The organism is Streptomyces caelestis, from assembly GCF_014205255.1.
In the GTDB taxonomy this organism is placed as follows: Bacteria; Actinomycetota; Actinomycetes; order Streptomycetales; family Streptomycetaceae; genus Streptomyces; species Streptomyces caelestis.
Window position 1 is genome coordinate 7,262,607 of record NZ_JACHNE010000001.1, and the last position, 20,410, is coordinate 7,283,016.

22 protein-coding genes and 2 pseudogenes are annotated in these 20,410 nt (G+C 67.7%); 8 read left to right on the forward strand and 16 right to left on the reverse strand.

What is annotated here, in order from left to right:
* Positions 1-56 precede the first annotated feature (56 nt).
* The 6 genes from HDA41_RS32940 to HDA41_RS32965 form a co-directional block, all read right to left on the reverse strand.
* Positions 57-800, reverse strand: coding sequence for an SDR family oxidoreductase (locus HDA41_RS32940; RefSeq protein ID WP_184990472.1), 744 nt, complete (start codon positions 798-800; stop codon positions 57-59).
* A gap of 98 nt (positions 801-898) precedes the next feature.
* Positions 899-2,020 (reverse strand): NADH:flavin oxidoreductase/NADH oxidase, encoded by a 1,122-nt coding sequence (locus tag HDA41_RS32945; RefSeq protein WP_184990474.1) that lies wholly within the window; start codon positions 2,018-2,020, stop codon positions 899-901.
* Between the two features lie 107 nt (positions 2,021-2,127).
* A complete protein-coding gene (locus HDA41_RS32950; RefSeq protein ID WP_184990476.1) occupies positions 2,128-2,793 on the reverse strand; it encodes an SDR family oxidoreductase in 666 nt (221 codons plus the stop codon).
* A 27-nt stretch (positions 2,794-2,820) separates the two neighbouring features.
* Positions 2,821-3,222, reverse strand: a complete 402-nt coding sequence (locus tag HDA41_RS32955) for a RidA family protein (protein ID WP_184990478.1) — start codon at positions 3,220-3,222, stop codon at positions 2,821-2,823.
* Between the two features lie 47 nt (positions 3,223-3,269).
* Complete coding sequence (locus tag HDA41_RS32960) at positions 3,270-3,944, reverse strand: SDR family oxidoreductase (RefSeq protein WP_184990480.1); 675 nt, start codon at positions 3,942-3,944, stop codon at positions 3,270-3,272.
* 58 nt (positions 3,945-4,002) lie between these two features.
* Positions 4,003-4,434: a VOC family protein gene (locus tag HDA41_RS32965; protein ID WP_184990482.1), complete on the reverse strand. Its 432-nt coding sequence runs from the start codon at positions 4,432-4,434 to the stop codon at positions 4,003-4,005.
* 130 nt (positions 4,435-4,564) lie between these two features.
* Between HDA41_RS32965 and HDA41_RS32970 the strand changes: the two genes are divergently transcribed.
* Positions 4,565-5,215, forward strand: coding sequence for a GntR family transcriptional regulator (locus tag HDA41_RS32970; RefSeq protein ID WP_230299856.1), 651 nt, complete (start codon positions 4,565-4,567; stop codon positions 5,213-5,215).
* A gap of 288 nt (positions 5,216-5,503) precedes the next feature.
* Here HDA41_RS32970 and HDA41_RS32975 read toward each other — a convergent pair whose 3' ends face one another.
* The 3 genes from HDA41_RS32975 to HDA41_RS32985 all read right to left on the reverse strand — a co-directional run bounded on the left by HDA41_RS32975 (position 5,504) and on the right by HDA41_RS32985 (position 7,635).
* On the reverse strand, positions 5,504-5,926 hold the full coding sequence (locus tag HDA41_RS32975; protein WP_184990484.1) for a hypothetical protein: 423 nt from the start codon (positions 5,924-5,926) through the stop codon (positions 5,504-5,506).
* Positions 5,923-6,384: a hypothetical protein gene (locus tag HDA41_RS32980; protein WP_184990486.1), complete on the reverse strand. Its 462-nt coding sequence runs from the start codon at positions 6,382-6,384 to the stop codon at positions 5,923-5,925. Before HDA41_RS32980 ends, HDA41_RS32975 begins: the two co-directional genes overlap by 4 nt.
* 243 nt (positions 6,385-6,627) lie before the next feature.
* Positions 6,628-7,635, reverse strand: a complete 1,008-nt coding sequence (locus HDA41_RS32985; RefSeq protein WP_184990488.1) for a hypothetical protein — start codon at positions 7,633-7,635, stop codon at positions 6,628-6,630.
* Positions 7,636-7,863: 228 nt separating this feature from the next.
* Here HDA41_RS32985 and HDA41_RS42415 point away from each other — a divergent pair, with 228 nt between their 5' ends.
* Positions 7,864-8,454: a DUF6308 family protein gene (locus HDA41_RS42415; protein ID WP_311772170.1), complete on the forward strand. Its 591-nt coding sequence runs from the start codon at positions 7,864-7,866 to the stop codon at positions 8,452-8,454.
* Positions 8,455-9,206: 752 nt separating this feature from the next.
* Here the strand turns inward: HDA41_RS42415 and HDA41_RS32995 are convergent.
* The gene (locus tag HDA41_RS32995) at positions 9,207-10,679 is read right to left on the reverse strand and encodes an integrase (RefSeq protein ID WP_230299855.1); all 1,473 of its coding nucleotides are present in this window, start codon (positions 10,677-10,679) and stop codon (positions 9,207-9,209) included.
* A 456-nt stretch (positions 10,680-11,135) separates the two neighbouring features.
* Between HDA41_RS32995 and HDA41_RS33000 the strand changes: the two are divergent.
* Positions 11,136-11,526, forward strand: a pseudogene (locus tag HDA41_RS33000) (IS21 family transposase); the annotation flags it as partial.
* A 15-nt stretch (positions 11,527-11,541) separates the two neighbouring features.
* Here HDA41_RS33000 and HDA41_RS33005 read toward each other — a convergent pair.
* Genes HDA41_RS33005 through HDA41_RS42420 form a run of 3 tightly spaced genes read right to left on the reverse strand, consistent with a single transcriptional unit; the run spans position 11,542 to position 13,854 of the window.
* Positions 11,542-12,222, reverse strand: coding sequence for an HAD family hydrolase (locus tag HDA41_RS33005; RefSeq protein ID WP_221511660.1), 681 nt, complete (start codon positions 12,220-12,222; stop codon positions 11,542-11,544).
* A complete protein-coding gene (locus HDA41_RS33010) occupies positions 12,219-13,082 on the reverse strand; it encodes a hypothetical protein (protein WP_184990491.1) in 864 nt (287 codons plus the stop codon). The genes HDA41_RS33005 and HDA41_RS33010 overlap by 4 nt, the downstream gene beginning before the upstream one ends.
* A gap of 31 nt (positions 13,083-13,113) precedes the next feature.
* Positions 13,114-13,854, reverse strand: coding sequence for a GntR family transcriptional regulator (locus HDA41_RS42420; RefSeq protein WP_184990493.1), 741 nt, complete (start codon positions 13,852-13,854; stop codon positions 13,114-13,116).
* Positions 13,855-14,260: 406 nt separating this feature from the next.
* Here HDA41_RS42420 and HDA41_RS33020 point away from each other — a divergent pair, with 406 nt between their 5' ends.
* Entirely contained in the window at positions 14,261-14,557 is a 297-nt protein-coding gene (locus HDA41_RS33020; RefSeq protein ID WP_184990495.1) for an SWEET family sugar transporter, read from the forward strand.
* Positions 14,558-14,750: 193 nt separating this feature from the next.
* Here HDA41_RS33020 and HDA41_RS33025 read toward each other — a convergent pair whose 3' ends face one another.
* Positions 14,751-14,957: a hypothetical protein gene (locus HDA41_RS33025; protein WP_184990497.1), complete on the reverse strand. Its 207-nt coding sequence runs from the start codon at positions 14,955-14,957 to the stop codon at positions 14,751-14,753.
* Positions 14,958-14,990: 33 nt separating this feature from the next.
* On the opposite strand from HDA41_RS33025, the gene HDA41_RS33030 reads away from it, so the two are divergent.
* The 3 genes and pseudogenes from HDA41_RS33030 to HDA41_RS33040 all read left to right on the forward strand — a co-directional run bounded on the left by HDA41_RS33030 (position 14,991) and on the right by HDA41_RS33040 (position 17,097).
* Positions 14,991-15,707, forward strand: coding sequence for a serine hydrolase domain-containing protein (locus tag HDA41_RS33030; protein ID WP_184990499.1), 717 nt, complete (start codon positions 14,991-14,993; stop codon positions 15,705-15,707).
* Positions 15,670-16,215 (forward strand): GrpB family protein, encoded by a 546-nt coding sequence (locus tag HDA41_RS33035; RefSeq protein WP_376706831.1) that lies wholly within the window; start codon positions 15,670-15,672, stop codon positions 16,213-16,215. Before HDA41_RS33030 ends, HDA41_RS33035 begins: the two co-directional genes overlap by 38 nt.
* A 118-nt stretch (positions 16,216-16,333) precedes the next feature.
* Positions 16,334-17,097: pseudogene (locus HDA41_RS33040) on the forward strand (transposase family protein).
* 263 nt (positions 17,098-17,360) lie between these two features.
* On the opposite strand, the gene HDA41_RS42840 reads toward HDA41_RS33040, so the two are convergent.
* Both HDA41_RS42840 and HDA41_RS33050 read right to left on the reverse strand, forming a co-directional pair.
* Positions 17,361-18,353, reverse strand: a complete 993-nt coding sequence (locus tag HDA41_RS42840) for a site-specific integrase (RefSeq protein WP_376706832.1) — start codon at positions 18,351-18,353, stop codon at positions 17,361-17,363.
* Positions 18,354-19,029: 676 nt separating this feature from the next.
* Positions 19,030-19,713, reverse strand: a complete 684-nt coding sequence (locus HDA41_RS33050; RefSeq protein WP_184990503.1) for a TetR/AcrR family transcriptional regulator — start codon at positions 19,711-19,713, stop codon at positions 19,030-19,032.
* A 134-nt stretch (positions 19,714-19,847) separates the two neighbouring features.
* Here HDA41_RS33050 and HDA41_RS33055 point away from each other — a divergent pair, with 134 nt between their 5' ends.
* The gene (locus HDA41_RS33055; protein ID WP_184990505.1) at positions 19,848-20,396 is read left to right on the forward strand and encodes a hypothetical protein; all 549 of its coding nucleotides are present in this window, start codon (positions 19,848-19,850) and stop codon (positions 20,394-20,396) included.
* Positions 20,397-20,410 lie beyond the last annotated feature (14 nt).

The window sequence follows — 20,410 nt, forward strand, 5'->3', positions numbered from 1 at the left end:
GGGCGGGACGCGGGTGCGCAGGCCGGAGGGGAAGAATGAGGGGAGTGGGGCTGCGGTTACCAGTTCTGCCGGGTCGGGGAGATGACCAGGTCGTTGATGGTGACGTTGGCGGGCTGGTCGAGGGCGTAGACGATGGCGTCGGCGACGCTTTGGGGGCTGATGGCGACCTGGTTGAGTTCCTGGGCGGCCTGCTTGCCGGTGGGGTCGTTGACCTTGTCGGCCCAGCCGGTGTCGATGACGCCGGGGCTGATGGAGCTGGCCTTGATGCCTTCACGGACGCCGAGTTCCTTGCGCATGCTCTCGGTGATGGCCTGGACGAAGAACTTGGTGGCGCTGTAGACGCCGGCGCCGTCGCCGATCTGGTGGCCGGCCACGGAGGCCATGTTGAGGACGTGGCCCGAGTTGCGTTCGAGCATGACCGGCAGGACGGCGTGGATGGCGTTGAGGTACCCGCGGATGTTCACGTCGAGCATCCGGTTCCAGTCGTCCAGCGCGCGGTCCTTCCAGAAGGAGAACAGCATCAGGCCGGCGTTGTTGAACAGGACGTCGATGGTTCCGTAGGTGGCGACTGCGAAGTCGGCGAGCGCCTGGACCTGCTCGCGGTCGGTGACGTCGGTGGCCTTGGCTACCGCGGTGCCGCCCGTCTGGCGGATGTCGGCCGCCAGCTGGTCGAGGCCGTCCTGATCGCGGGCGGCGAGGACGATGTTGGCGCCGCGGGCGGCGAGCGCCTTCGCGGTCGCGGCACCGATGCCGGAGGAGGCGCCGGTGATGACAATGGTCTTGCCCTGGAGGTTACTCACGGGATGCTCCCTATGGGGGTGGGCGTCGGCGTGAACGCCGTGTTCTGGGCCCTGCGGGCCGGGTGGTGAGTGGGGCGGGCAGGCGGTGCCCGCCGGGGTCAGCTCTTCTTGTTCTTGGCGCGGCGGACGACGGCGTAGCCGTACTGCTCCGGCCAGCGCGCCTCGTCACCGAGTTCGGTGGCGGCGTGGTGGGCCCAGTAGGGCTTGCGCAGCAGTTGGCGGCCCAGCATCACCGCGTCCGCCTCGCCTGAGGCAACGACCTCTTCGGCCTGCTCGGGTTCGATGATGAGACCCACCGCGGCGGTGGGGATGCCCGATTCGTTGCGGGCCTGGGCGGCGAAGGACACCTGGTAGTTGAACCCGGCGGGGATCTTCGCGTCGGGGACCATGCCACCGGTGGACACATCCAGCAGGTCCACCCCGTGTGCCCGGAGTTCCTCGGCGAGGCGGACGGTGTCCTCCCCGGTCCAGCCCTCCCGGGGGTCCTCGGGGTTCTCGGTCAGCCAGTCGGTGGCCGAGGTGCGGAAGAAGACCGGCAGCTCCTCGGGCCACACCTCGCGGACGGCGTCGACGACCTGCAGGGGGAAGCGCAGGCGGTTCTCGAAGCTGCCGCCGTAGGCGTCGGTGCGGTGATTGGAGACCGGGGACAGGAAGGAGTTGATCAGGTAGCCGTGGGCTCCGTGCACCTCGACCACCTGGAAACCTGCGGCAAGGGCACGCCGGGCCGAGTCGGCGAAGTCGCGCACCAGCTGCTGGATCTCCTCCCCGGTGAGCTCGTGCGGGACGGACAGGCCCGGGTACGGCTCCGCGCTGGGGGACACGGGCTGCCAGCCGCCCTCGGACTCGGTCAGGGACCGGTCGCTGAGCCAGGGCTTGTCGACGGACGCCTTGCGGCCGGCGTGGGCGAGCTGGATGGCCGGGACTGCGCCGTGGGAGCGGATCGCCGCGGTGATGCGGGCGAATGCTTCCTGCTGGCGGTCGTTCCACAGCCCCAGGTCCCAGGGGCTGATGCGGCCGTCCGGGCGCACGCCGGTGGCCTCGGCCATCACCAGGCCGGCGCCGCCGGCGGCGCGGCTGGCCAGGTGGGTGAGGTGGAAGTCCGTCGGCGCGCCGGTCTCCGATCCGTCGGGGGCGGCGGAGTACATGCACATCGGGGACATCCAGACCCGGTTGGGTATCTCCAGCGATCGCAGCTTCAGGGGGGTGAACAGGGCACTCATGAGTGCTGTCCTCTCTGCTTGGTGCTTGGTGCTTGGTGCTTGGTGCGTGGTCGTCCGGGCGGGCCGCCGCCGTCGACGGCAGTCCCGCCCGGGAGACCGGGGTGGTGTCAGTGGGAGGCGAGCGCCGCGACGGCGTCCGCGACCGGGGTGCCGCCCCCGATGACCTCGACGGTCCGGCCGTCGAGACGGGGTTCGTCGAGCAGCGCGAGCAGGACCGCGGCGACGTCTGCACGGGGGATGGGGCCGGTGCCGGTCCTCTCGGCGAGGTCCACCCGGCCGGTGCCCGGCTCGTTGCTGAGGAGCCCGGGGCGGATGATCGTGGTCCGCAGCGCGGTCCGGGCACGGATCGCATCCTCAGCGGCGGCCTTGGCCCGCATGTAGATGCCGAACTCCTCATCGAAGGTCGACGGGTCGGCTCGTAGGTGATCGCCCATGGCGGAGACGAGCAGGTAGCGTCCGACGCCGGCAGCCTCTGCGGCGTGCGCGAGGAGGACCGCCGCGTCGCAGTCGACGCTCTCCTTGCGGGCCGCTCCGCTACCCGGTCCGGCTCCCGCCGCGAACACCACGGCGTCCGCACCCCTCAGGTGCTTCGCCACGTCCTTGGCCGTGGTCTTCTCCAGGTCCACGACCAGGGCCTCGGCCCCGGCCTCCGCGAGGTCGACGGCCTGGGCGGGGTTGCGGATGAAACCTGCCACGCAGTGGCCACGCTCCGACAGGAGCTTTTCCAGGATCAGGGCGATCTTTCCGTGCCCGCCGGCGATGACGACTCGCATCTGTCTTCCTCCTCGCCGTGCCTGTGGTCAGGCGGGCAGGCGGGTGTCGATGACGAAGCTGATCTCGATGAGCTGGCCGGGGAAGAACAGCGAGGCGACACCGACCGTGCTGCTGGTCGGGCGGTGGTCGCCGAAGTAGGCCAGGTTGGCGGCCGCCATCGCGTTGTTGTACCGGGGCAGGTCCACGATGTACTGGGTCTCCGATACGACCTGGTTTCGGGTGACGCCGAAGTGGGCCAGAACCTTCTCGAAGTTGGCGTAGGACTGCTTCAGCTGGGCGTCGAAGTCGTCCGGGTGGAGGAAGTTGCCCTTCTCGTCGTGCGACAGCTGCCCGGAGACGTAGATCGTCTCGCCGACCTTGATGGCCTGGGCGAAGCCGAACTCGTCCTCGCCGGAGACGTTGTGGCTGTAGGAATCGATCGTGGTCATGGTGTTTCTCCTCTTGTCGTGGGGATCAGTGGGTGCGCGCCGGGGGCTCAGGCGGTGTGTCGGGGTGTCGCTGAGGTCGCCAGCTGGGCGACGGCGTCGGCGACGGGGGCGTCACCGGAGGTGAGTTCGACGATGACGCGGCTCAGGGCCGGTTCGTGCAGGGCGGCGTCGATGAACGCGGCGACGTCGTCACGGGGCACGTCGCCGTACTCGACGGCCCATCCGGCGGTGACCCGTCCGGTGCCCGGCTCGTCCAGCAGCGTGCCGGGCCGGACGATCAGCCAGTCGAGCCCGGTGCTGGTGAGATACACGTCGGCGGTCTTCTTGACCTTCATGTAGTGCTCGAAGCCCTCGGCGGGTGCCTGATCGCGCAGGGCGTCGGGGAACACCGAGACCAGCACGAACCGTCGGACGCCGGCACGCACCGCGGCGTCGGCGGCCTTCTCCAGGCCGCGGCCGTCGATCAGCGTCGTCTTGTCCATGCCGGTGCCGTGGGCACCGGCCGAGAACACCACCGCGTCATGCCCGGCGAACTTGGCCGCGAGTTCCTCCGCGGAGTCCTCGATCAGGTCACCGGTGACCGGGGTGGCGCCGGAGGCCCGGACCGTGTCGGCCTGCTCCGGGGAGCGGTGCATGCCGCTCACCTCATCGCCCCGGGCGGTGAGCAGTTCCGCGAGCCGGCGGCCGACACCTCCGGCGGCGCCGATCTGGAATACCTTCATGATCTTCTCCTCATCTCTTGCAACGTGCGGAGGCCGTACGAGGGGCACAACGCCGGTGTCAGACGGCGAAGACCTGGGAGTCGTCGGCGAACGCCTTGAACTCCAGGGCGTTGCCTGCCGGGTCGAGGAGGAACATGGTCCACTGCTCGCCCTTCTGGCCCGCGAAGCGCACATAGGGCTCGATGACGAACTCCGTGTCAGCCGCGCCCAGCCGCTCGGCGAGCTCGTGGAACCTCTCGATCGTCAGGATCAGGCCGAAGTGCGGCACGGGGACGTCGTGGCCGTCGACCGGGTTGTGTATGCGTTGCGCACGCTCGGGCGCGAGGTGGGTGACGAACTGGTGGCCGTGCAGGTTCCAGTCCACCCAGGTGTCCGCGCTGCGACCCTCCTCAAGGCTCAGCACCTCCCCGTAGAAGCGGCGCGCGGCGGCCAGGTCGTCGACCGGCACGGCCAGGTGGAACCGCGGGATCGGGGAGTCGAGAACGGTCATTGCCTTGCCCTTCCTGTGCCGCGGCCCAGGCATGGCCGTGACACTTGTCCTAATGTTGACATTGCGACAACGAATTGAAATGTTAACATTAGGACATCGAGAAGGGAAAATGATGAGTGAGCAGGGCAAAGTGCCCCCGGCGCGACGCCGGGGCTTGGCCGACGAGGTTGCGGACCGGATCCGGGAGGCCATCTTCACCGGGACCTACGCACCCGGGGCGCAGCTGCGCGAGGTGGAGTTGTCCGGCGTACTTCAGGTCAGCCGCGGACCGGTGCGCGAGGCGCTGCGGGTACTGGAACGTGAGGGCCTGGTCCACTGTGCGTGGCACCGGGGCACCACGGTGACGACGCTGTCGCCGGAGGACGTCGCCGAGCTCACCAGCCTCCGCGGTGCGCTGGAGGATCTGGCCGTGCGGCGTGTGATCGAACTCGCCTCCGACGAGGACCTCGCCTCCCTCGACAAGGTCGCCGCTTTGATGGAGCGAGCCGACGACGAGCACGAGATGGTCCGCCTCGACATCGCCTTCCACGACGCCGTCTTCGCCTCCGCCCGCCACCAGCGCCTCGTCGACGCCTGGGAGGGGATACGGTGCCAGGTCCACCTCTTCCTGCTGACCCGGATCGGCCGCGACACCGAGGGCTACCTCGGCCGCATCCCGCGAGAACACCGTGAGCTCGTCACAGCCCTGCGCGTCCGGGACACCGACAGTGCCCTCGAACTCTTCGCCGCCCATCGCCGTCACGCCGTCGACGTGGTCACCGGAAACACCGGCCCCAGCTGAACAACGGCCAGGCGCCCGACAGGGTGTGGATGACGGCGTCACATCGTCGGCCCTCCGGGGACGGATCACCTGCCCCACGCCGACGCGTGCCCCCGGCGCCAGCCGTACAGCTACCTGAAAGAACGGCGACGAGGAGCCGTAGGCAGGCGGATTCTGCGCTGCCCGCGGTGTGGTGTGTGTGGACCTGGGGGGACGGGTATGAGGATCTTTGCGCTGGCTTGGACGACGGCCGGAGGAGTGCCCGATCCTGCGGGTCCGTTTAGGTGGGGGTGACGGTCTCTGAGGTGGTCACGGGGTCCGGTTCGGGTGTGGCTGGGTCGGGAGTGCCCTGACGGGGGGACCGGGTTGCGACAGGGCATTGCGTAGTTGGCGGTTGTGCGCGGTCAGTTGGTTGACGGCGCGGACGAGATGTTCGACATCGGTCTGTAGCTGTTTCAACTCCCTGGCATCTTCCCGGCGGAGTTCTTTCAGCTTGACGATCTGTCTGCGCAGGCGGACTTCGGAGTCCGGCATGTGCCCTCGTGCCCTGACCTGCGCATAGGAATCGTTCTTGAGATCCAGGTGGCGCTGGGTCAGCGCGTTGCGGGGAACTCCGGCTTCCTCGGCCAGGGCAACGATCGTCAGAGCACCGTTGGAGTTTTGTGCGGTGCCCAGCAGAATGCGGTCCATGGCCGCGCGGATGCGGTCGCGTTCGTCGGATGCTGGGCTCATGCGATGCCGCCCTGGACTGTGATGCGGGTGCGGTGGTGGGCGTCGGCAAGGTCGCGCAGACGCCAGGCGTTGCTGATCAGCCGCTCGCCCAGCGGGCCGGGGACCTGGGCCGCCCGCTGATCAAGAACGGTGGCGCGGCGGCGCAGACCGGCGGCGTGCCGGTCGGTGCGGGCGATGTTCGCGCAGGTGGGGACGCACCGGTCGAGACTGGGGGTGTCTGTGGTGCCGCGGTGGCACAGAGCCTTGTCGGGCTTGTAGACACACATCAGCAAGGTGTTGGGATTGTCGTAGACGGCCAGTTGAGGGTTGGCGCGGATCTGGCGGGCCTGCCGGGCCGTGACGATGTTGCCGGTGTACTGCGCAGCGGTGGCGGCGGCCTTGATCGCTCTGCGGGCAGCGGGCCCGGAGATCCCGATGCCGTCCTCGAGATCGGCATTCAGGTCGGCGACGGTGGCCATGGTCGCCCGGGCGGTCTCGACGTCGAGGAGGTCGTGGATGCCGTCCCGGCTGCGCGCGGCGTAGCCGGCGGATACCGAAGTCCGCAGATGGCCGTACTGAATCGCGAGAGCGACCAGCCCGCCGGGTCGGCGGGCGATGTGCCAGGCCAGGCTTCTGCGGAACCGTTCGGTACCGATCTTCCCGTGCGGATCCGACGGGATGACTTCAGGAGCCAGCCCATGGGTTGCTGCCTCGTCGTTGGCTCAGGTGACGAAGTCCTCCACCCGGATGCCCAGCGTGTGGACGGTGAGGGAGCCGGTGCCGGCTCGAGTGCCGCGCAGGTCGTGGGCGTGGTGGTCGAACAGCAACTGGCCATCGGGAACCATGCGTTCCAGGACACGGATGGCGTTCACGACCGGTGCGATGGCCACCCAGGGAACATCACGGATTTCGCCCTCGGAGCGATGGTTGCCGTCCGCGTCGCGGGCGGTCTTGTACACGGTGCTCGTGATCAGGTGCCGCCTCTGTGGCTCTGCGCTGCCCGGCTCCGGCTCCGGCTCCGGGTCGGGGCAGCAGCCGCTGCGCAGTCCGGCCGCCTCGCCGGGGCGCATCCCGGTCAGGTAGGCGATGACGATGAAGCACGCCGTGCCCAACTGGCGCCTCAGGAAGGCTGCTTCGGTGTAGTCGATGGCCTCTCGCCACGCGGTGCCGTCGAGCAGTCCGGAGATCGGGACGCTGAGCGGGCAGGGGCCGGGCCGGGCAAGCGCGGCCTGCCGCCAGCCGTGATCGCGTGAGGCGTTGTAGACCTGGTTGAGCGAGGCGCCGGTGAGCGCGGCGATGTAGACGCCCGCAGGCGTGGTTCTGCCCAACCAATCCGTGCTCGGGATGGGTAGCTCCTCAGCGTCGATCCGGGCCATGAAGGCCCTGAGCGCGGCCCGCGAGGCGGGCGTGGCGACGTTGGCGGCGGCCGCCTCGCGCAGACGGCTCCTTTCGACCCAGGCGGCCAGGATGTCGTCGCTGAACTCCTCGACCGTGCGGATCGCCCACAGGAGCAGGGGGCCCATGGTCTGCTCGGCGATCGCCTCGGTGGCGTTCTCGCCGCCCGGAGTGGCCGGTGGCAGGTAGTCGCCCACCCCTTCGATCTCCCAGGGCGGGCAGCCAATCCCGCTGGGCCGGCCGCTGAGCTGGTCGAAGACCCACAGCCGGGTCAGCGACGACAGCCCGCTGTGCACCGTGATGCGGGCTGTCGCGGACGTGGCGGCCGTACGCACCCAGCACTTGCGTGGTGCAGTCGCCCAGCGTGGTGATGCCCTGGTCGGTGAGCCACACGGCCAGCCGCGCCCAACTCCCGATCGTCTGGCAGAGCGCTTTGGGCGCCTGGCGCGAGCGCCACGTGGGATGGCGCTCGCGCAGGAACACCGACGGCAGTTCGCCGTTGACCAAGGTCCATCAGGATCGGCGCTGTAGATCTCTGGCGCGTCGCTGACGACGACACGGCCGTGAGCCTGCTGGTCGAGTACTTCACCCGACGACGCTCAAGCGGTGACCTGTTCTATTCCGGCGCGCACTTCGAGCGCCTGGGCGGGGGCGGGGACGCCGAGCACGTCGCGGACCGCTTCGACAGCAACGACCTGGTGGCCATCACCACGCTCAGTGTCTCCCTCGAGCCGCACGGGGCGATGAACTTGCTGACCGACCCCGACGGGCACTGGATGCGCCTGCTGTCGCTCATCCCTCGTGACGCACGTTTGGAGAATCCTGGAAGCGATGCGTTCATGGAGGAGGGCGGACCCGCGTGGGAGTTGTGGGAACGCCTGGCCGGCAGCAAGCAGTACCTCAGCAAGCCCGACGGCAGCGGCCCGGTTGTCGCAGGCAAGTTGCTGGCCCGTAAGCGTCCTCGTTGGCCCGCATGCGCTTGCCGACGGGTTCCGGGGCGTGGGCGGCCAGTTGGTAGATGTCGTCGGCTCGCTCGCGCAGCAGACGGGCGTGGGTGTCGGTGCGGACGGCGTTGCCGCAGCCGGGCCGGCAGTCGTACTGCCTGGGAGCGTTCGCGTCTGGATCGGGATCGCAGAGCGCGTTTTCTCGCTTGAACGCGCAGATCAGGAACGCGTCGGGGTTGTCGAAGAGCACGACGCCGTCCCGGGCGAGGAAGGCAGCCGCTTTCCTCACGAACGTGTTGGAGACGATGCGGCCCGTGAAGCGAGGAACCTGTGCCGCCGCGGTGAGGGCTCTGCGGGCGGCGGGACCGGAGAGGTTTTCGCCAGCGGCGACGCTGTCGCGCAGCCGGGCGGCGGTGTCGGCGGCGGCCAGCGCAGTCTCGACGTCGAGGATGCCGTGGATGCCCCGTCGGCTGCGGCTTGCGTAGCCGCTGGAGGTGCGGGCGTCCAGGACCGTGCGCAGGTGCCCGTACTGGATGGCCAGCGCGATCAGCCCGCCGGGCCGGCGTGCGATGTGCCAGGCCAGAGTGCGTCGGAACCGGGCCAGTCCGATCGAGCCGTGCGGATCCTTGGGGATGTGGTGGGGCAGACCCTGAGCCTCGGCCTCGCGGTTCACCCACGCCACGAAGTCCTCAACCCGTTCGTTCAGGGCGGTGTTCTTCAGCGCCCCGTGGTAGGCGATGCGGCGGACGAAGTCGTGATAGCTAGCGCTGAAGAGAAGCTCTCCATCGGGGACCATCCGTTCCAGGACGCGGATCGCGTGGACGACCGGAGTGATAGCGACCCAGGGGGCTTCACGTACTTCACCTGCGGAGACGTGGTGACCGTTGTCGTCAGTGACACCCTTGAAGTGGTGGCTGCGGATCAGATGGCGTCCGAGGACACCGTCGGCACCGGGTTCGGGATCAGGGCAGCAGCCGGAGCGAAGACCCTGAACTGTGATGATCGGCCGGCGGCAGCGCGGCCCGCCGGCCGCGGCCGGTCATCGGCGCACCCCAAGGAGACTGTCGATGTCCTGGATGCCCTGCGACTCCCGCGCCAGCCGCGCGAACCCCATCCACATCCGTGACCGGCTGGTCACCACTGTCCGATGTCGCGGCCATGGCCAGGATCGATTCCAGCTGCAGATGCGCAACCGGGGCGAGATAGTGCCGCTTGGTCACCTCCACATCCGCATGCCCGAGGAGCGTCTTGACCAGCCACCACGGATCGCCGAACAGCAGGGCGAAGTCCCGCCGCTCCGCCCGGGTCAGACCGAAGCGCGACTCCATCAGTTGGTTCAACACGATCAGCATGTACAGCGCATAGGAATGACGCGCGGCGTGCGGCGTTGCGTACGGACTCCTGCCTCGCACCACCGCCAGCCGGAACCCACGCTCGATCTTCCGCTCTTCTTCAGAGAGCAGGACTTCCTCGCAGCGCAGGTTCGCGTTCCTGAACACGGCGTTCCATCGGTCCGGGGCCATCGGTAGGCCCTGCTCGGTCAGCCACAACCAGGCCGGTTCCGGTCCACGCGGCCCCTCCACGAACAGCCACTGCCTCTCCCGCCACCCCATTCGGCTCAGGTCCTGCCCTCCGGCGACGCCGTTAGCGTCAACCCACTCGACCTTCGGCCTCAGCCCACGGGTGACCCCTGTGATCAGCCGCATCCTCGACAAGCTTTCGTACGCGCCCCTCTCCTGCGCCCGCTGCACGGCCCAGGCTCGCTCGGACTGGACATACACCTCGACCTGGCCGACGGCGTCCACCGACGCGTAGTACGTGCGGGTGTTCTTCGATCTCCTCACCGCGCCCGCGATCCGGCCATGCAGGTAACGGCCGTGTCTCAGCTGCTGGGTTGGGATTTCGAAGGTCAGTAGCGAACCGCCCTCCTGCCGGCGCAGGCCCGAACTCAGCAGCAGCTGCACGAAGCTCGTGTTGCGGATCTCTGTGCGCGACTGCCACCCCGGCGCCGACGTTCCTGCCCGGGTGTGACCGCGCAGCCCGACATCGGACCACAGGCCCCAGGTCCGTGGCGTCAACCAGGACACCCGCGAACTGACCGAATCCGCGGCGCGGTCTTCTCGCCAGGACACGTCCACCGGCAGCGGATGGACCTTCCTCCACTTGAACAGCTTCGTGAACGCCGCCGCCTCACGGTTCCACTTCGTCCCGCTGATCCGCCGCGGGTTCTCCGGGGCCCGGCACCGCCAGTCACGGAAGTCCGTCAAATCCTGCTCGGTTGCCTCCCGCCACGACACCCCGCGAGACGACGAGAACTCCAGAAGTATGCGAATGTCTGTCGCGTAATTCCGCTTCGATTCCCGCTCCAGGCTGCTGAATACCTTGGACCGCACGAAATCCAGCAGCCCGGTGTCGACCATGCCGTCCGGTCGCACGTACACAGGATCACCTGGCCTCAGGCCGATCCTGGCCACTGCCTCAGGCAGGTCCCGTACCCCCAGGACCCCTTCATCTGGCAGAGGCCCCCACCGATCGGGATCCGGCACCCGCACTACTTGCCACGTACTCAACCCACACCCTCCCTGGCGCTTGAACACGCTCAAGCATCGAAGCGCCGCCTGGAGCCGAGTGAGAGTCGGCTCGCCCAGTGTCCTGTCCCAGACAACTGTGAGCAGGGCGAAGCTCTGACCTGCGGTGCCCAGGGTTGAATGGGACGGATTTGTGGTCGGCGTCCCGCTCAACCGTGGGCAGTCCCCTCTAGAGTGCGCATCACCAGCCTCAGCCTCATGCGGCCGTCAGGGCGCGGGTTCTCACCGATCCGGCTGGGAGAAGCTGACCGGGGGTGCGAGGGCGATCGCGGGCGACGCGCCGCCGAAGTAACCTCGGGCACAAAAGGCTCGATCGTTGATGCGGTTGAACCGCAGACCCCACGAACTGCTCGAGCAGCGGCCGGAGATGCCCGCAGCGGTGATCGCCGAGTGGATAGGCTGGACCCGTGGCATGACGGTGCTCAAGGACCGGGTGCGGGAGCTGCGGCCGGTCTATAGGCCGGTGGATCCGGCCTCGCGAACCGTCTATGAGCCGGGCGGGACGGGCCAATGTGACCTGTGGTTCCCGCCCGTCGAGATCCCACTCGGCTTCGAGTAGACGGGCACCGCCGGTGCTGGTGATGGTGGCCGGCTACTCGCGATGGATCCTCGCGCGCGTGCTGCCCCCAGGTCGGCGGCGGACCTGATCGCCGGGCGCGGACGGCTTTTTGATCGATCTCGGCGCGTCCGTCGCGCTCGGAGCCGACGTTCATGGGCCGAGCAGGCGTCCGGTGAGGTCCTGCGGACTTTGCAGTACGAGATCCGCCTGTACCGACGGGTTGTATAGATGTCCCCAGCCTGCTGCTGCAGGCACAGCGCCCGCTCGACGGGCCGCCTCGAGGTCCGTGGGCGCGTCACCCACATACACACACCGGCGCGTCGGGACTGAGAGAAGAGAGCAGGCTTTGATGATTCCCTCAGGATGGGGTTTGGGCCGCTCGATCTCGTCACCTCCGACGACCACGGAGAAACATTCCCGCAAGCCGACTGCGCCCAGAAGTATGTCAGCGGCCCGTCGGCTGGCACCTGTGAAGACTGCCATGGGCACGGTGCGCCGGAGCCGGTCAATCGCCGTGCGCACGCCCGCGCAGGGGGCCACTTGTGCGGCGCGCTCGGAGAGGATCTCGTGGTAGAGGGCCACCTCTTCCTCACCACACGGGCGTCCGAGCATTTGGCTCAGCATGGCGCGTGGCGGCCCGAGGGAGTACAAGGCGACGACTTCCGCGCGACTATGGACAGGTCCTCCCATTGCCCTTACCGCCGCAATGAAGGCGTCGGGCACCACCGACGAGGAGTCGATCAGCGTGCCGTCCATGTCCCACACGACTGCGGCCGGGCCTGCGGTGTCATGCCATGGTTGTCGCGCCTGGCCAGCGTCATTCTCGATCACGCTCCCCTCCTTCTCACCACGGGACGGCGGGTTCCACGGCCGTCGAGCAGGCAGAAGACAGCAGTCGAGTCGTCGCTGGCCTTGTAGCGGGGCCAGCGCTCGCCGCTCGGATCGGTCGCCTCCGCCTGCCTGACGCGTGAGATGACTTCGTCAGGTCCTTGGGTCTCCAGTAGATCCAGCAGCCCCGCCCAGTCGGTGAGCTCGTAGTCCTCGACGAGACAGGACGCCCCGTCGCTGAGGATGGCCGCGCGGGTGACCTCCGATCGCGGCACCGATCCCGTTACGGCGTTGTGTGCCGCCGCTGGGTTTGCAGCCGCCACCCAGTAGCCGGTCGGAACGTTCCGGTAGGGGCGCTGTGCCGCGACGAGCCGGCTGACAGCCTGCTGGTGTTCGCTGGTCCCGATTTGATGCTGGGTGGTCTCCTTGTGCTCCTGCTGGGCGTAGCCGTTCACACGCAGGTCGGAGAGGACCTTCAGGCCACCGGGCCCGTCGAGAAGGATCACAGAGTCGAAAATGGACAGGTGGTCAACAGTGTGTGTTCCCTCACGCACCATCGCTATGGAACACGACGGCGTACCGAGGTGCGTTAAGTCGCAGGTGTCGCGGTGCAGGTCGGCGACACGGGTGATGGCCTCGGCCACGCAGTCGATCAGCGGAACCTCCGGTCGGCACGTCGCCTCACGCAGCAGTTGAGTGCCCAGCTGACCGACGAACCATGGAGTGCCATGGATGCAGCCGGATCCCAGTTCTGGTGGCGAGGTGAGTCCGTCCAGGACGAGCGCGACGCGCGGACTGACGGCAAGAAAGTCTTCGTTGGGCTTGTGGGCGGATCCCGCAGCGGAGGCGGATGATACGCGCATGATGCTTTCCCTTCTGGTAGGCGTCGTCGGGCTATGGCGAGCCTTCGCCGTGCTGGACGTCGAAGGTCACATCGAGCGCGTACCTGTCGCCGATGTACCTGGACTCCGTGAATTCGAGCGGGTCTCCGTGCTGGTCGAGGATGAGGCGCTCTTCGACAAGCAGTGCCACTCCTGGGTCGAGCCCTAGCAGCTCGGCCTCCAGTTCGTTCGCGTTACTTGCGGACAGCGAGGCATGCCCGATGGTGGGCGTACAACCCATCTCCTTCAGCGCCTCGTGGAGCGACTCGCTGGCCAGGTCGCGTTCACAAAGACCCGCGACGGTGAGGGGGAAGACAGAGCGTTCGAGGGCGATGGGCACTCCGTCGGCCAATCGCACGCGCGTGACGGCCACGACTTGGGCCCCCGGCTGGAGCCTGAGCCTGGCCAGCTCGCTATCACGCGCCGCCCGCATCAGGTTGGTGATGACCCTGGAGGAGGGGCGCTTGCCCTGTGCCCGCATCTCCTGACTGAACCTCACCAGACTGTCCGCTCGACGATGGGTCGGCGGCATAGCCACGAAGGTCCCTCGTCCGGATTCCCTGTAGACGAGACCGTCCGCGACCAATCTCATGACGGCCGCTCGCGCGGTCATGCGACTGACCCCGAACTCCTTCGCGAGCTCGGACTCAGAGGGCAGGGCGTCGTGCGGCTCGAGCTCGGCGATCCGAGCTCGTAGCTCCTGCTCGATGGTGTAGTAGCGAGGCGCGAAATCCGAGTGGGCTCGTCCAGTCACTCGATCAGTCTATACAGCTATTTAGGTTCGCGCTAACTAGATGTGGCACTCAGTACGAGGCACCCCTGTTTCCCGCCACATGACCGCTTCCCTGCTGCTCAGCGCAGCACGCCTACCCTCACCTCCGGCTCCGCACCAGTGGGGCAGCGGAGGCCCCGAAGTGCGACACCGCAGTCTCAGCAGCAGACCGGCGCCCCGACCAGCGAGGCTCCCTCCGGGCCGGCCCCGAAGGGAGCCTGCAGCACAGACACAACCAGCGACCTTGCCGTATATACAACTATCCCGCTACCGTACGACTCGCTCGCCCAAAGCGCCGACAGCAGGACGCGCAGCGACGGAAGGAAGGGGCCCCTCCTTCACGTACTCCGCGACGCGTCGGTGGACTCATAGACAGAGAGAGGACGCCATGATCACCCTCGGACTTGTCGCAGGCGCCCTGACCACCTGCTGCTGGCTGCCCCAGCTGTTCAGATCGTGGCGCACACGCTCAACCACAGATCTCTCCTGGCTCTACCTTGCGGTCTTCGGCGCCGGCATCGCTCTGTGGTTGATGTATGGAGTCCTGAGGCGGGACCTGGCCATCGCAGTGACCAACGCCCTGACCTTGACACTCACACTCGGCGTCGGCGGACTCAAATTCTGGCTCGACGTACTCAGGCCCCGCTCCCAGTCGCGCCCCGAAGCAGCAGTGAGCATTGAGTGAGGTGACGTAGCTGCACCAGCGGGCGTCAGCCGCGCTCGGGTCGGGCCGGAGGTCGCGCAGGACCATGTCCGGATGGTGGCCTCGTGCGGGTCGGGGATCGTGGTGCGGTGTCGTCGTCTGCAGTGCCAGCCGACGAGCCCGGCGGCCCGCATCAGCCGGGCGATGCGCCTACGGCCGCGGGCCGTGCCCTCGCTCAACCGGAGCCAGCAGGCTTGGAGTCGTGGGTCTGGCAGTCTCCATCGGCGTGCGCCGAGATGTTCTGGATGGTGTGGGCGACGACGCGGAGCCGGTGGAGGAACCAGGGCTTGGCTGTGGTGCGCAGGGGGCTCTCGTCGGGGAGCCGCCGTGTGAACTCGGCGTGAAAGGCCCAGAAGTCCTCGTCACGGCTGGAGGTTGCCAACTGGCGCCAGTGCAGGGAAATTTCACCCGTGCCATGGCCCACGCGCCGGACTTCCCGCCCGGCGAGGACGAGAACTGGAAGTACTCCAACACCGGCTACGTCGTGCTCGGCACGATCATCCAGAAGGCCACCGGTCGCCCCGCCCACCAGGAGATCGAAGACCGCGTCCTGCGCCCGTTCGGCCTTGACCAGACCCGGTGGACCGGCACCTCCTCCTCCCTGCCCCGGCCACACGCCGAGGCCTACCAACTCTTCGGCCCCGGCGACCTGGTGAACGTCACCAAGCAGGTCGCGGTGGACCACGAGACCTCGTTCACCACGACCACGCGGGATGAGAACCGCCTCCTCCGCGCGCTGCTCTCGGGCCGCCTGCTGCCGCCGCGGCAACTCGCCGAGATGAAGCAGACCGTCCCCGTGAGCGCGGACGTACAGCAGCTGTGGCCCGGCGGCCGATACGGGCTCGGCCTGGTAGAGCGTCCCCTGACCTGCGGAGGAACCTACTGGAGCCACGAGGGCGGGGACAGCGGCTACATCACCCTCAACGGCGTCACCGACGACGGCCGTCGGAGCGCCGTGGTCTCCATGTCCGAGGCACGCGGCGACACCCCGGAGCACATACTGAGCCTCTTCCAACCTCGGATGGTGAGAGCGGGCGTGGTGGCTGGGCGGAACTCGGTGGACATCGCAGCATGCGTTGACCAGGATGACGGCCGTGTCAGAGCCCAGCGGCATCCACGTAGCCGACTATGACCCGAGCTGGCCCCTGCAGGCCGCTATCGCCATCGATGCTCTACGGGCAGCGGCACCTGGGCTGTTCGTAAAGATCGAGCACATCGGGTCGACCGCTGTCCCAGGACTGGCGGCCAAGCCGGTCATCGACCTGATGGCCGCCGTCCACGATCTCACACACGCTGCACCTCACCAGGCGGCGCTCACCGGCCTCGGCTTCCACCCACACGACAACGGGATGACTGACCGGCTGCTGTACGTCCGCGCAGATAACGCGGTCCGCAGCCATATCCTGCACGTGGTGACCCTGGAGAGTTGGCCTACCCGGAACCAGAGGATCTTCCGGGACTACCTGCGCGCCCACCCCGAGGACGCGATCCGATACGCACAGCTCAAGCGGGCAATCGTCGCTGCTGGTACGGGACCGGGTCAGTATGCACGAGCCAAAACGGCGCTGGTACAGGAACTCACCGACCGTGCTCGCGCACAACTCGGCCTGCCATCGGTACCCGTGTGGGAGAAGCAGTGAGTCTTCGCCAATCTGGGCTGCATGCAGGCTGGGTTGACAGGGGCTACGTGCGGGAAGGGGTGAAGCTCCTGGTAGATGGGTTGTCGACCAAGAGCAACCTGCCCAACCGCAGCCTCATGTGCTTGTCTACCCATCGGGTATCGACCTGTCCAGCTCCACCCTGCGGTTCTTGTCCGACCTGCTGGTCACGCGACCGCGCGAGCGAGGAACGCGGTGGCGCCGGCTCCCAGCGGGTCGGCAGGCCCTGCTCGTACTGGCCCATCTGCGGTGCGGACACCCCTACGCCCAGCTCGCCGCCGGTTTTGACGTCGGAACCACTACGGCGTACCGGTACGTGGCCGAAGCCGTCGAGATCCTTGCGGCCCGCGCGCCGGATCTGGCTGCTGCCGTCCAGACGGCGGGTTGCAAGGCGTTCGTGATCCTCGACGGGACGCTGCTGCCCATCGACCGTATCGCCGCCGACCGGCCGTACTACTCCGGAAAACACCACCGGCACGGAGTGAACGTGCAGGTGATCGCCGACCCGTTCGGGAACCTGCTGTGGGCATCACCCGCGCTGCCCGGCGCGGTCCACGACATCCGGCGGCCCGGACCCACGGCATCATCGACGCCCTCGCCCAAGCCGACATCCCATGCTGGGCCGACAAGGCGTACCAAGGCGCCGGCGGCACCGTCCGGGTGCCCTACCGGGGTCGATGGGAGAACCTCTCGGCCAGGCAGCAAGCCGTCAATCGGTCCCACGCCAAGATCCGAGCACTCGGAGAACAAGCCATGGCCACCCTGAAGACCTGGCGACTCCTACGCAAACTACGTTGCAGCACCACCCGCATCACCGACCTGGTCAAAGCTGTCCTGAGCCTCCACCTCGCACCCTCAGCATGAGGTTGGAAAAGCCTCACTGGCCCAGGAGAACGCCGCCAGCACCCTGATCGACAACGCGCTGTGCGCCGGCGGCCGCGGCATCTCGTGAGCCAAGGCGTCCGGGCGGCCCATGGTGCTCATTTCCTGGGAAGTCGTCGGCGCCTCTGAGACGGTACGACCGTTGGGTAAGCCGGTTGGCGGCGGCGACATCACGGGTCCGTCAGGTTGTCGATCGGGGGAACGGGACGACGTTGTCGGGAGCGGGCGCGCATCTCGTTTGCTCGTTACTCTGTTGAGCGAGGACGGCGCTGGCGAGCGTGGGCCTGGTTACCTGCTGGCGGAGCTCCTCGATCTCGGCTCGCTGATTGGCGATGGTCTTCTTGAGCTTGGTGACGGTTTCCCGGAGTCGTTTCTCGGATTCCGGGACCTGGTGGGCCTCGGTGCGGACGCAGGTGTGCGACCGGCGCGAGGTAGTGCCGTTTCGTCACCTCCACGTCCGCGTGGCCGAGGAGGGTCTTCACCAGCCACCACGGATCGCCGAACAGCATGGCGAAGTCCCGCCGGTCCGCGGCTGAGAGCCCATAGCGGTTCTCCATCAGCCGGTTCAGCAGGACCAGCATGTAGAGGGCCATCGAGTGACGAGCGGCGTGCGGCGTCGCGTAAGGACTCTTGCCGCGTACCTCCGCCAGCCGGAAGTCCCGTTCAACCTCCCGTTCTCCCGGGGAGAGCAGGACCTCCGCACAGCGCAAATTCGCCGCCCTGAACACGCCGTTCCACCGGTCTGGGGTCATCGGCAGGCCCTGCTCCGTCAGCCACAACCACGCCGGCTCCGGCCCGTCCGGGCCCTCCAGGAACAGCCACTGCCGCTCACGCCACCCCAGACGGCTGAGCTCCCGCTCACCGACGACACCGTTCCGGTCGACCCACTCGACCTTCGGTCGCAAGCCCCGCGTCACCTTCGTGACCAGCAACATCATGGGCAACCGCTCATAGCGGCCGTCCGCCTGGGCGCGCTGCACCGCCCATGCGCGCTCCGACTCGACGTATGCCTCGGCCTGGCCGACCACGTCCACCGACGCGTAGAAGACCCGGCTCTGCTTCGACCGGGTGACCGCCGCGCCGACGCGACCATGGCAGTAGCGGCCGAACCGCAGGCGCCCGCTGGGAAGTTCAAAGGTGAGCAGCGAACCGCCCTCTTGCCGGCGCAGGCCGGAGCTGAGCAGCAGCTGCACGAAGCTGGTGTTGCGCAGCTCCGTCCGTGACTCCCACAACGGCACGGGCACTCCTGTACGACTGTGGCCGCGCAGCCCGATATCTGACCACAAGCCCCAGGTCCGCGGTGTCAGCCACAGCACCCGCGAGCTCACCGAGTCCGCCAGCGGGACGAAGTGGAACCGTGAGGCGGCTGCGTTCACCAAGTTGTTCCGGTGGGCGAAGGTGTCCCCACTGCCGGTGGACATCGTGCGGCGCGGGGACCGGGCTGATCCGGCGCGGGTTCTGCGGAGCCCGACATCTCCAGTGCCGGTAGTCCGCCAAGTCCTGCCTCGCCGCTCGCCTCCACGGAACTCCGCGCGAGGACAGGAAAGTCAACAACGGTCGGATATCCGTCGCGTAATTCCGCTTGGTCTCCCGCTCCATCCCGGAATTCGACGGATCGGACAAAATCCAGCAGCCCCTGGTCCACCGTTCCGTCCGGCGCAACGAACACCGGATCTCCCGGCCGCAGACCGATCAGGGCGACCTCGGTCGGCAGGTCCTGTACCCCCAAAACCCCCTCAGGCGGCAGCGATCCCCACTGCCCCGGATCGGGCACCCACACCAGGCACCACTCGTCCAACTGACGCCTCCCCTGACGCTTGAACACACCCAATCATCAGGGAAGTCGCGACCGCTGGGTTCCGGCGGGCTCGTGGGTGACTGCTTGGCCACCTCGACGCGTTGCGGTCTGTCGGCTCAGGCAGCGGAAGGTGTTGAAAGTGCAGCCTCAAGACCGCTGAGTAGCGCCTCAAGACCGTATTCGAAGGTTTGCTCGGGTGTCGCGTTGTAGTGGGCCGCTGGGGTTTCGAGGCGGCTACGCAGGAGCGGGAATTGCAGGGCGACTTCGGCCGCCTTCGCCGTGGCGTCCTGGATCAGCTCCTCGGCGTTTCCGCCGTTGCGGCTGAGCCGCCTGGTCAGCGATGCGGTGGCGGATGAACCGAGGACGCTGCCGAGCACGAACGTGAAGACGGTAGCCGCTGCGCGGTCCGCGTCTGTGCCGGTGAAGCCGGCCGCTTCATAGACGGCGAGGGAGTGGTCGTCGTAGCGCGCCTTGCCCGGGCCGTAGAAGAGGTAGGACCCGAAGGCCTGGACGAGCCACGGGTGCCTGGTGAGCATCGCATGCATACCGACGGCCATCTCGGTGGCAGCTGTGCGCCAGTCGACTGCGTCGAGATCGGGTAGTTCGATCTCGTTCCACACGTGGTCGCCGACGAGTGCCACCAGGTCATCTTTGTTCTTGACGTGCCAGTAGACGGCGGTCGCCACGGTGCCGAGCCGCTTGCCCAGACTGCGCATATTGAGGCCTTCCAGGCCCTCACCGTCGAGCAGTTCGATCGCGGTCCGGACGATCTGGTCTTTGGTCAGCGTGTCGCGCGCCATGCCCACACGATAGACACTCGACCCCGACTTGCACAAAGTTCAAGGCACGACTTGCACTTAGTTCAGGTGGCGCCCTAGCTTCGCCTTGTACTTAGTTCAAGTCGAGGCACTTCACTGCCCTCCGGAGGTTATCCGTGCCGGTCCCTGTCGCCATCGCCATCACCCTGCAACTCCTGCTCGCAGCCACCTTCTTGGTCATTCCGATCACCGTCTGGGTCACCGGAGGCACAGCCCAGCGCGCCGCCGAAGCAGAGGTAAGCAGGCAGGGTTATCCGGCCGAGGTCCTCGCACGGCACCGGATCAGGTTCAAGGAGAGTGTCTGGGAGTTCACGCTCGCGCTCGCCATCGCCGCATGCCTGATGATCCTTGCTTCGCTCAACCTCGCCGCGAACGCCACCGGCCGGATCGCGTCGTGGGTCATCGAGCCGGTCATACTGCTCGGCGTTGGCTCCGTCACCGCCAGCCAGGTCTTCGCCACCCGGTATGTGGAAGCCGCCTTCAAGAAGTCCAGTGACCCGACCGTCCAAGACATCGACGCACGTGCCGTGCTCGCCGCCGCGAACGCCGGATTTCCCGCCTGGGTACGCCCCTTGGTCCTGTTCCGCTTTCTCTTGGCGACCCTGGGCTCGCTCCTCGTCATCGTTCTGCTGGGAACTGAGGGGGCCAGCGCCTACTTCCACTAGTAGTGCTTCGTTAC